6 protein-coding genes are annotated in these 12,394 nt (G+C 30.0%); all 6 read right to left on the bottom strand.

Going from position 1 to position 12,394, the window contains the following annotated elements:
- Positions 1-76 precede the first annotated feature (76 nt).
- Complete coding sequence (locus B6A10_RS10130) at positions 77-1,648, bottom strand: hypothetical protein (RefSeq protein WP_188220799.1); 1,572 nt, start codon at positions 1,646-1,648, stop codon at positions 77-79.
- Between the two features lie 18 nt (positions 1,649-1,666).
- The gene (locus B6A10_RS10125; RefSeq protein ID WP_188220798.1) at positions 1,667-3,997 is read right to left on the bottom strand and encodes an nSTAND3 domain-containing NTPase; all 2,331 of its coding nucleotides are present in this window, start codon (positions 3,995-3,997) and stop codon (positions 1,667-1,669) included.
- A 76-nt stretch (positions 3,998-4,073) separates the two neighbouring features.
- A complete protein-coding gene (locus B6A10_RS10120) occupies positions 4,074-6,416 on the bottom strand; it encodes an AAA family ATPase (RefSeq protein ID WP_188220797.1) in 2,343 nt (780 codons plus the stop codon).
- A 41-nt stretch (positions 6,417-6,457) separates the two neighbouring features.
- Complete coding sequence (locus tag B6A10_RS10115; protein WP_188220796.1) at positions 6,458-9,580, bottom strand: type I restriction endonuclease subunit R; 3,123 nt, start codon at positions 9,578-9,580, stop codon at positions 6,458-6,460.
- A gap of 1 nt (position 9,581) precedes the next feature.
- The gene (locus B6A10_RS10110; protein ID WP_188220795.1) at positions 9,582-11,369 is read right to left on the bottom strand and encodes a DUF262 domain-containing protein; all 1,788 of its coding nucleotides are present in this window, start codon (positions 11,367-11,369) and stop codon (positions 9,582-9,584) included.
- Positions 11,360-12,391, bottom strand: a complete 1,032-nt coding sequence (locus B6A10_RS10105; protein WP_188220794.1) for a PIN domain-containing protein — start codon at positions 12,389-12,391, stop codon at positions 11,360-11,362. Before B6A10_RS10105 ends, B6A10_RS10110 begins: the two co-directional genes overlap by 10 nt.
- Positions 12,392-12,394 lie beyond the last annotated feature (3 nt).

Here is a 12,394-nt window from a genome sequence, read left to right as displayed (position 1 = left end):
TTATTTGAAAATTAGCACTTTAAATATACTAGCTTTTGCTTTTTTGTGCAAATATTTTTACGTATTTGTAGTAAAATTATATCGAACTCACGTTATTTAATATTTCTTTAAAAATTCCTTTTTCATTTAAATTTTCATAACCTAAATTACTTAGGATTTTTTTATAATCTGAATTTTTACGGTGGGCAGAGCCTGTAGATCTTAACTTTTGCAAAGTCTTATAAAACGAAATAATTTTTTCAAGATCTTTGAAGTGATTTATCTGAAAAAATATTTCAAGCTTTTCAATAGATCTTAGCTCTTTTTGTTCTGAGGTAAGATGTTTATTTATTGATTTAGTATTTAAATAATCAATTAAAACTTTACACAGATTCAAAATAAGAACATCTAATTCTCCTGCTTCATTTTTTAAAGGGAGCCTAATAGTTTTAAAACAATGAATATCATTTTCATCAAATTCAGAAAATAAATTAAAACCGAACTTTTGCAACCATAATTTATTTACTCGAATATATTCATTCTTGAATTTTAAATCTTCAATTTCTGGATTATAATAAGATGATAAAAAATCTATATTAAACCTACGTTTATTTACCTCTGATTGTGGTTCAATATTAAAACTTTTCCAATATAATTGATCTTGATTTGGTAGAATTCTCAAATCACCAAGGTAGACAACTATAAAATCATAATTATTATTATCTATATAAAGCCTCCAAGAACCTTTCATAATTAAAGAGCCATCTTCTATTGTATATAAGTTAGGATTATGGTAATATTTTTGTAAAACTTCTTTTTTAAAAAATACAGGCGTGTAAAAGCCATAGTTTGAATCTTCGAATTCACTCTTATTACAATTTTCATAAATAAATTCACCACTATCAGTACTTATATTTACTATAAAATCTTCACACTTTTGGGAATTTAGTCTGGCATAATCTGTTTGAATATTTTGACTTTCATAACCGAAAAGAATTACTTTTCCTAACAGTCTAGAATCTGATTTACACCTATCCCAAAAAGAATAATCTTTAAAAGAAATATTAAAATTGTAGAACTGTGTAAACTCATCAAATAATATGTTTTCATTAAGATTTTGTTCTTTTAAGGTTTTATCTGATTCTTTAAAATAGTCCATCTGAAAACCTAAAACCATTTTTTTAGTATAAAGGAATTGTCTTAAAAAATGTGTTCTTATTTTAAACTCAATATTATCTCCTTTTTTTATAATTTTAACTACTTCACTTTGTTCAGAAGCTATATCGATACTAACGTATGTATTAGTTTTACTATCAAAATATAGATTAAAAAATTGCTGAATTTCTTCAATCAATTCATATTTTGTTGGATATATATTATTATAGAATTGTTGATATACTAGAGGTTCATATTTTGATTCTATACCCCATCTATAGTATTTAGATGCTTTTTCTGAATAATGAACATAATAAGGTTTTAAATGAGTAATATTTAAACTCCAAGTGGGATGTTTTATAAATTGTTTGATTAATTTTTTAGGAAATAAAAGGCAAAATAAATACTCACGAGAATTGTTTTCTTCCCATTGTTTATATATAGTAGTCCAAGTAGATATCCTTTTATCTGACTTTATCCAATTTATAGTATCACTAAAATAAAAATCATTCATTTTTTTTAGATTGAAAGATTAAAAAGGGAGTATAAATAAATCTCCATCTTTACTATTTGAGTTAAATAATTTATTAATATCCAAAACTTCATTTCTAGCATTTTCTTGGTATCCTTGGATTTTTATATCATTCTCTTTACTTTTTTCTTTATTAAATTCAATTTGTGATGAAGTATCAAATTCATATTCAATAATGGCTTCAGAACCATCTAATCCAATATCTTTATTAATTTGAATAGCTTCTTCCTTTCTTTTATTTATTAAATCTTCTAATTCTTCTTTTTCTATAGTTTTATCTATTCCATAAGTATCTGTCATATAATCATTTGAAAATTTATCCCAAGAATCATTAATGTTTTTCTGAATTTCGTTGTAATAATCACAGTCATTTATTTTTGAATCATTGATAAAATCAGAATAACTAGAATTCTCTTTAATCAGACTTGCGAAGCTTTTTATTTGATAATGAGAAAGAGCATCTTTTGAAAGAATCTTTATTAAATCGGATAAATTATTTATATGATGGACTAAATTGTTTTGAGCTATATATTTTAATATTTCAGACAAGTTATCACGATCCTCCCAACTCAAATAACTTATATCTAGATCATTAATTCTTTCTAATAATTCTACTTTAATTTCATCTTTGTTAAATAAACGAATAAGGGTAGATATGATATTTATATTAGAATCACTATAGAAGCCCTTTAGAAGTTTTTTCCTTTCTTCAAAAATTTCATATAATTTTTTTTCGCTATTTTTATTAGAATAATCTATTCTTTTTTCTCCTTTAACCTTTGTAGTTGCTATCCTGTATTTGAATTGGTCAAAAAATACAGATGATTTAAGCAATTGTAAATATTCTTCATTAGAATTTTGAAAATATGAGAAAATAAAGTCCTCTATAGATGGATTAAAAAAGCTATATATTATGTTATTTTTATCAATAGTTCTAATTATAAAAGCACCTACTAATTCTTTTAAGGCAAAATTATATTCATTTCCTTCTCTCTGATAATTATTAGAAACAACTTCATGGTTTATTCTACTATTAAAAGCTTCTTTTAGTCTTTCATCTGTGACATAGTAAATTCCGCCACCCAATGAATACATGGTTAATAACAATAATCTAGAAATGTTAGAAATCTGAACATTAAAAGGTTTCTCCCATATTTTTTTTGGATCATTTAATATATCTAAAACAAATTTCTCTGAATAATCGGAATCAATAATATTACTCTTTTTTGTAATGTCTTGAATTACCCTAGGATTATAGTATCGATGCTTAATAACTTTCCAATGAAAATCATTTTGAAAGAAAATCAATTTTTGTTCATCCTGTAAATCTGAAAGGTATATGTGATTATATAGAATTCTTGCCTTATCCCAATCTGTATAGTTTTCAATTCTGACTTCATAATTTGAAATATCAATATTAGAATTTTGGATTTTATCAGAAATATTTTTTGCCTGATTTAAAATTGTTGTCCTACAAGTCAATATTAATCGTTTATGTTTATCATTCCTTATTCTTTCTATAAAATTTACAATAGCAGAGTCGGCATTTCTTGAACTATATAAATCCAAAGTAATTGCACCTAAAAAATCATCAAAATAGAATATTTGTTTTTTTTCAGGAGACAAAGCTTCTTCAGCTTCTGTTATTTCTCTGACGTATACTAATTCAAAATCTTCAGCTAAAAATTGATAAGTCAGCATATTGGCTAATGTTGATTTACCTATACCCGGAGCACCAGTTATTAATATAAAATGATTATTGTTTAGTGCTTTAACGGCTTCATTATGAGTTTTATTTGGGACATATAATGTAATTTCTTTTACTATTTTTTCTTTATAAAATTCTGATCTACCTTTAACACCATTTTTGACTATTTTCTTTATTATATCAATAGATGACAACCAAAGTTTAAAATGTCTCTCTTGAATCTCAGGATAGTCATCTAGCCATTTATTTAAATCTTCTTTGCCTATAATATCTGATGTTGATTGAATATATGGCAAGAAAGTATTTTTAATTTCTTCTTTGTCTTGTGGAGATAGTGGCAATGAAGTACAGAAAATATATCGTTTAGGTTTTAATGATGCCACTTTTTGAACTTCATTCTTCTTTAAATCTAGTTTTAATTTAGAAATACCAGAACCTAGATAGTGTTTAACTTGAACTACTATTTCGTTTTCATCATTTATTGTTGAAAATCGCAAATCAATACCTTTGTCAGGTCCTGGTTTGAAGGATTGAAAATTTACATTTAATTCTTTTGAAAGCAAATCTCTTGTTAATTCTTCTAAATCTCTATCGTTTAAAGTTGAAAAGTCGTAATTAGCCATTATGGTTTACTGAATATGATTTCAAATTATTTTTTTTGTGCACTAACTTATTTTCATCAAGTCTTCTTATGATGTTTTAATCATTTTCAATAACAAAAACAGTTTTGTTAATTGCGCTACATAAAGATTCATAATGTTTCATATCATTTTCCAACAATGTGAAAACATCAGCTATTACATCAGGTAATCTTAAAATCAATTCATCATGCCTAGTTGTTTTTTCAAAAGATGTAAAATGTGAAAAGTGATGTAAAATTTTTAGTTCATTCACATCACCAATAAGCTCACTGATTCTGCTATCAATTTCTCCTTTGTTACCAGGTAATTTTATCAAGGTATAGATCTCTAAAAATCTTCGGACTGCGTTTGGCATTAATATGAAATTTGGATTTTGTTCACTACAATTTGAAGCATAAAAATCATAAATAAGAGAGAATAAATAAATGTATTCGGACTTATAACTTGCTAAGGCAGAAGGCATATTTTCAATTATTGAAGAATCTACAGCCACTTTTTTAATAAAAAAAGAATTGCAAGATGGAACTTCATTTGCTCCTTGTGGTGTTACTATTTTTTTCTTTCGCTTAATGTTATTAGCGTCTCTTAAGAAAGAATAAAATTCAAAATTATGTGTTGAAACAAAAAGCTGTAAAAAGCAATCTATCACTTTAGATGGATTATCCGGATCAATTCCTTTTCTAAAGAAAAATGAATTGATTAATGACGTGATTTGAGCTATATGATTGGAATCTAAACTCGAAATCGGGTCATCAATAAAAACAATAGTTTCTAATAGTTTTCCTTCCTTCTGCAAACTATCTAACATTACCATGAAGTGAGAGAAGGCAATAGCTGTTTTTTCACCTTCACTTAAATTTTTAGCAATTACATTCCCTCTTTTTAAAATAAAATGATTATCGGGTGTAACTTCAATTTGTATATCTTCTCTTTTTAAAAATAATTTAATAAACCTGTTAAGTTCACCCTTACCGGCTGTAATACTTTGAAGCTGGTCAGAATAAACTCTGTTTTCTTCTTCTTTTGCATCAATTTGAGTATTAAATATTCGATGATATTTTTCTTCTATTTCCTTTTTTCTTTTAAACTCGAAGTAATTTTCATCTATCAAATATTTTGAAACTAAATGCTTTTTGTAGCTATCTCTGGCACTGTTTTGATTGGATTGAAAATTTTCGACTATTTGATTATGCTCTTCAAATACTGCTTTAACATCAGCAATCCATTTCAACAAAATGGTAACAGGCTCCATGTCTATTTCTGGTAAATTTTGGGAAATGAACAGTGAATTAGCAACTTTATTTTCAATGATTAATTTTAGTTGTTTGAGAATAAAAGAGTAGTTATCATAGACAGTATTGTATTCTTGTGTTAAATCTTGAAATTTAGATTGTAAACTTTCATTTAAATCATTTTTACTTTTGCTAAGAATTTCAATTTTTTCAAAATATTCTAATTCACCATTTATACTAGCTATTAAAACAACAGATTCGTCTTTTAGAATAGAAGCTTCATTAGAAAAATAAGCGTTTAAATTTACGACTCTTTCGGGTTTTAATTTTTCTTTGCAAAAAGCACAATTATCTAAAGCTTTTGATTCATGCAAGCTGACACCGGTTCTAACCCAATTATATAAATCTGAATCATTATCAAGATTTTCTTCCTGAACTGCTATTTTGGGCTCTTTGCCTATAAAAACAATGATTTTTTGAACCAAATTGTTCAGGTTAATTGGATATTCTTTTATGTCAATTTTGTCTTTGTCATTTTTTGAAATAGAATCTGCTTTGATTTTAGTTAATCTTTCTTCTTCTGAAATGATGTTATTAATTGCATCTTCTTTAGTACTTATTAATTTTTCTAAATGACCTTTGTTAAATTCAATTAAACTGTTGAAATGATCATTTTTTATTATTCTTGCCTGATTTGTGAATTTTGATGCTGAAAATTCATTGAATTGGCGGATTGAATCAGAGTTATTTGTGATTTTTAATTTTGCTTTACTGATGTAGGATCTGTTTGCTTCAATTAGTGGACGCAGGTGGGCATTTTCGCCAACATCAAAAGTTATCCCTTTCATTTTTTTGTCCTCAGAATCAAATCTTAAATTATCTCTAATGAAATCAGAGTTGAAAACTCTTATATTGAAAGGGAAAGAAGCAATATTGGTTTGAGTTATTTTGGTTCCATCATGTAAAACAATTTCAAATTCAAGGTTAGGAAATTCGACGAAGTTAGCTTCCTTTTTTTCACAATATGAAAAAAGTCTGGATAATGTGGTTTTTCCTGAATAATTCCAACCATAAATATTATTCTTATTATTGAAATCTCGCAAGGCTCCATCATGTCTATAATTTTTATAAACACCAAAGTTTTTTATAAATTGAATTCTTTTGATCATAATAATTTCTAATTAGTCAAATCAGTAACTATATATTCAGATTAATTGTCTCTAGAAAACACATCTGCCAATGACTCACTCTGAGCCAATACTCTATCTGCTTCCATTTTGGCAACATCCGGGGGATAACCATAACGCATTAATATCTTCTTAACGGTTAACCGGAGCTGTGCCCTTACATCGTCTCTTTTACTCCAATCTACTGTTGCATTTTTTCTAACTACATCAACAATTGTATGGATCAATTCTTTCATTTTGTCATCGTCTAAAAATGAAGTAGAATCATTTTCTTTTAATACGCTATAAAAAGCATACTCTTCGGGTGTTAATCCTAATTCGCCAGACTTTTTATCTTCTAAACGCATTTCTTTTGCGATATCAGAAAGTTCTTTGATTACCTGAGCAGAATCAATTTGGTTATTGTGATACCTTTTCACAACTGATTCTAACATTTCTGAGAACTTCTTACCCTGTGCAATGTTTTTGGTCTTACGAACCTTTACCTCATCACTCAATAATTTTTTAAGTAAAGCGAATGCGACATTTTTTTGCTGCATATTTTTTACTTCCAACAAAAATTCATCTGATAAGATCCCGACAGAAGGTGTTTTTATACCCGCCGCTTGAAAAATATCGATAACTCCATCACTGGAAAGTGCATCATCTACAATTTGCTTTATGGCGGTTTCGACCTCGAAATCTGATTTTACACCATTTGATGAAAATTTATTGATTCTAGATTTAACTGCTTGGTAAAATGCTACTTCATCTTTAATGCTGTCTGCTTCCTTACTAGGTATAGACATTGCAAACAATTTGGAAAGTATTGTTACCTCTTTTAAAAAGCGTTCTTTTAAAGCGGTGCTTGTTAAAATAAAGTTTTGCGCTCCTAGTAAAATTTGTAGTTTTTGATTTGTTTCGGCAGTAAAATACGCTTTGTAATCATAGCCGTTAAACATCTGATCAATAACCTCATTTTTTTCTTGCATTCCTGCAATGGCCTCTTTGATGTCGACGAATGTATTCCCTTCACCTCCACTTTCGATATAGGTTGCCATTGCATTTCGAAGGTCTTGACCTATACCGATGTAATCTACAATTAATCCTCCAGGTTTGTCTTTATACACACGGTTTACACGAGCAATGGCTTGCATTAAATTGGCGCCTTGCATTTTTTTATCAATATACATCGTATGCATACTTGGAGCATCAAAACCAGTTAACCACATATCTCTTACGATCACTAACTTTAGTTCATCGTTTGGGTCCTTCATTCTACTGGCTAAAGTCTTTCGTTGCTGTTTGGTGGTGTGATGCGGTTGCAATATTTCTGTATCATCTGAGGAACTTGTCATAATCACCTTTAGAATTCCTTTGTCTAAATCGGGATTATGCCATTCTGGTTTTAAAGCTATAATCTCATTATACAGCATAGCGCAAATCGTACGGGTCATCCCTACGATCATAGCTTTACCTTCAAAAACTTTTTGACGCGCTTCGAAGTGTGTGACGATATCTTTGGCGATGTCTTTAAGTCGGTCTGGGTGACCTACCACTGCATCGATAGTTGCCATTTTTTTCTTAGCCTTCTCTAATTGTTCTTCTGTAGCATCAGAGATCGCATTAATTTCTTCATCAATATCTGCAGCAGTAGTTTCGTCTAATTTGATTTTTATTAAACGAGATTCGTAGCTAATAGGAACTGTAGCTCCATCATCAACAGCCTGTTTGATATCATATACGTCTATATACTCTCCGAATACCGCAGGAGTAGATTTGTCAGCTTTTTCGATAGGTGTACCGGTAAAACCAACGTAAGAGGCATTAGGTAAGGCGTCACGTAAATATTTTGCATTTCCGTATCTGATTTCAGAACCTTCTTCGGTTTCTACTTCTCTACCTGAAAAGCCATATTGGCTGCGGTGTGCTTCGTCGGCGACAACTACTATATTGGTACGTTCGGAAAGTGTATCGTAGACATTCCCTGACTCTGGAGCGAATTTTTGAATTGTCGTAAAAATAACGCCACCACCAGAAACTTTTAATAGCTCTTTTATGTTTTCACGATTTTCGGCTTGTATGGGTTTTTGGCGTAATAAAGTAGTACAGTTACCAAAAGTTCCGAATAATTGATCATCCAAATCATTACGATCCGTCAGAATCACTATTGTTGGGTTTTCCATTTGTGGATGGGTAATGATTTGCCCGCTGTAAAAGACCATAGAAAGCGATTTACCACTTCCTTGTGTGTGCCAAACCACTCCAATTTTTCGGTCTCCATCCGTAGCGTGTGTTGCTCGGATCGTTTGCTGTACCGCTTTTTGTACCGCATAATACTGATGATAAGCTGCTACTTTTTTTATTTTTATTTGTGAAATTATACCGGTTTGCGGATTTTTAACTTCGTCTTGTTCAAATACCGTACAATAACGAATTAGGTTTACTAAAGTGTCTTTAGTAAGCATATATTGGGTAAGGATTTGAAGGTCTGTTTCCACAGTTTTTACGCTGTCTTTGGGCGACTTCCAAGCTAAATATCTTGAAAATGGAGCTGAAACACTTGATGCTTTTGCATCGATACCATCGGAAATGATACAAATGGCATTGTAAAAAAAGATAGATGGAACTGCTTTTTTATAATTCTGGATTTGCTGAAATGCTTTTTGGATCGTTGCATTTTCGTCGGTCGCATTTTTAAGCTCAATGAAAACTAGTGGTAAACCATTAACATAGATTACTACATCAAATCGTTTTTCATTGTTGTTTTCCTTTACCACTAATTGATTTATTACCCAAAAACTATTATTTTCCGGATTTTCAACATCCAGTAGGGCTACAGGTACACCAATTGTATTTCCGTCTTTTGTGTATTCTATTTCTACACCATAGGAAAGATAATTGTGGAAACGCTCGTTGTTTTCCATAATATCTTCGGTTCCTAAGTTGATTATTTTTTGGAACGCTTCTGCTCGTGCTGACTCTGGCAAAGTAGGATTTAGTTTTTTCAAACATTCTTTAAAATGTTGTTCTAAAACTACAGAGGCAAAATTTTCACGTTGTGCATTATCACTAAATGGCGCAATGTCTGGGCCATAATAATAGGTATAACCTTGACTGATTAACTGCTCGATAAGTGCTAGCTCTATGGTGTTTTCGGTAATCATACTAAATATTGTAATGGGATTTGATTTTGGCTATTAAATCATTATGATTCTTTTCCAATTCTTTAATTGTCCATTGCGGTTTTTGCATAATTCTAATTGAATTTGGAAAGGTTTCAATACTAGAAGTAAAGTACTTTTTCTTCTTATCTTCAAAATCTAAACGACCTTGTCCTGCATTTTTTCGACGACTAATTAATACTAGATTGCCTAATTTATGAGTCCATTCTTCACGTTCTGATTGTGTGAAATCTCTTGTCCATTGACTTCCCTCTTCAGGATTTTGTGGTAAAATGTGTTCTACTGTCATTTCATTGTAAGAACTACGTTTTTCTGAATACAAAGGAGCGTCTAATAAAAAGTCTACCTTTCTTAATTTGTATCTTGCAAATCTTCTACCATAGATTGAATTTTCATCTAGGTCTGATAGAAAGAAAGAAGTATTAAAGTTAAAAACATTGTCATTAAACAATACTTCTAATTTTTCTTCTTTGGACTTTTTATTATCATTGGCTAATTCTTCCACCTTTTTGATAATATTATTCATAGCTTCGATTCTTGTCGTTGGTGTTGCTCTACCTATCCAATCGCCAGAAAATTTATTATCTAATAATTTTAGGAATTCAAATATTTTTTCTTCACCAAAATTATGTCGGTAAACTAATAAAGGTGGTATCCATATATCGGACAAAGCTGTATCATTTAAAATGCTAATCAGATTATCAAATGCCCAGTTATTGTTTATATGATGGTTACTTCCACTAAAAACAGCATCATAATGGACCTTATAAGCTTTTATCAATTCGAAAGTTTCGTCACCTTTTTTCAAAAGAGGTTGCGATTTCTCGTATTTCTTAGTACTATGGTTGAATTTTTTTGGATGGTAAATATTGTCCTCAAACTCTTTTAATAAATTGTTACGAGCTTTTTCTTTGACTAAAATCGTACGGATATAAGACAGAAAAAGATCAAAATCTTCTCCTAATTCACCTTCAAGTTCTTCCCAGAACTTGGCATATTTGGTTTGCTTTTCTTGCGTACTTACTTCTTTTAGATTTTGAGCTTTAAGGATATCACTGTTTCTTAGTTTAATTCCTCTATCATTTAGTACTGTAAACAAGCGGAATGCATCTTCCAACTCGCTACTTGCAACATATACCAATATCACATATTGTCTTAAATAAGGAAAAAAAGTATCAATGTCTAAGTTATCCTCATCCGAAAACCATCTGTTGATTATTAAAATGGCGTTTGCCATATTTCTAATAGAAACCTCTTTAGACGTATTTGCAATGTGCTGCAATTCTTCTGTTTTTAGGGTGCCTCCTTTTTCTTTTACAAATTGGTTGATGAATTTTTCCACTTCTTCGCGAATGGCAAATTCAATTCGTAAACGTTCAGGAATTCCGTCATCGGGATTACCTTCTTGGAATATTGCTTTTGCACAAGTAGCTTTACGTGTTTCGGAAGTGGTAATGTCTCTTAATACTGCTTGTAAAATATAAAGTGTTGTTAATCGTTGTTGACCGTCTAAGACACTGTTTTCTGTATAGGAAGTGCCTTTTAGCGTTTTAGATTCACAATGTAAAACCAGTGAACCTAGGAAATATTGGCTATCAGGTGTGTTGACAGCTGCGTGCGACACATCATCAAGTAAAGTACTTATTTGGTCTTCTCCCCAAACGTAGGGTCTTTGATAATCTGGAATGGTAAACCACATATCTTCTCCGAAGACATCTTTAATGGTTATTTTATCACTTGCAATTTGTTTTCCGGTTACTTCTATTGCCATGAAATTTGTTCGTTTAAAATATTATTGTAATAGGTTAGTATTTCTGCATTCTGAATTTGTTCTTTTTTTGCTTCAAATAATTGTCCAAAAAATTCTTTAACATCAGAGTCTCCTAAAATCCACTTTATTTGGTCATTGTCTAGTGCTTTTTCTAAAAGATTAATTATATCATTGTCTGAGAAATAAATCATATAAGGGCTTAGATCTTCAATTACTGAATGGGTTGTTGCAAAATTTGGTGATTGGATTAATTTTTCAATATTAGGTTGATATTCTGAAACTTTACAATGTCTTATAATTTCTCCTGAGTCTGATTCAATTACAAATTGCTCACCATTTGATACCACTAAAACTATTTTATTGTCAAGAATACTGGTCCAATAATTTAAAATGTTATCTGAAGTAATATTTAATTCTAATTCTGTATTTACTTTTTCGATGAAATAATCTCCGATAAATTGGGTGACACTTTGTTTCTTGAATTCGTCGTAATCTTTAACCACAATAACATTTGGATTGTTTTTAAATGCCTCTTTTAAAAGATTATCCTTAGCACAAACAAAGACGTATTTATTTTCTATTTCTTGCAAATATTCTAAAACAGAAAAATAAATGAGTGCATCTTTAAAACCTTTATCCGTATCATCCTTTCCTTCAAAAGGTGGTTTTTTAAGTAATGCCAATTCTTTTATTTGCGGTAATACATCATTACTTTTTAAATCAATGATTTCAAAAACAATCGTTTCTGCTGATTGTAGATTTTCAATATATACCTCAATGTCGAAAGCTCTTATTTGAGCTTCGGTACCACCAATAAGTTTATGAAATGAATTAGCAATTAGTTTATCACGGTTACTTTTTAATGCAGCTCGCTTTTGACGTTTGATTTCTTCAATTACTACATGAGGTACTACAATATCTGCATCCTGAGCAAAACGCTCCAATTCTCTACGATTGCCCAGAAAAAAATTGATTTCGGTATTGCGTAATGTATTAGTATCAAATATTACTTTTTCTTTCATAAA

Source organism: Flavobacterium pokkalii (assembly GCF_014596575.1).
Classification (GTDB): Bacteria; Bacteroidota; Bacteroidia; order Flavobacteriales; family Flavobacteriaceae; genus Flavobacterium; species Flavobacterium pokkalii.
Note: the sequence above shows the minus strand (reverse complement) of the source record. Positions and strands in the feature narration are given on the sequence as shown.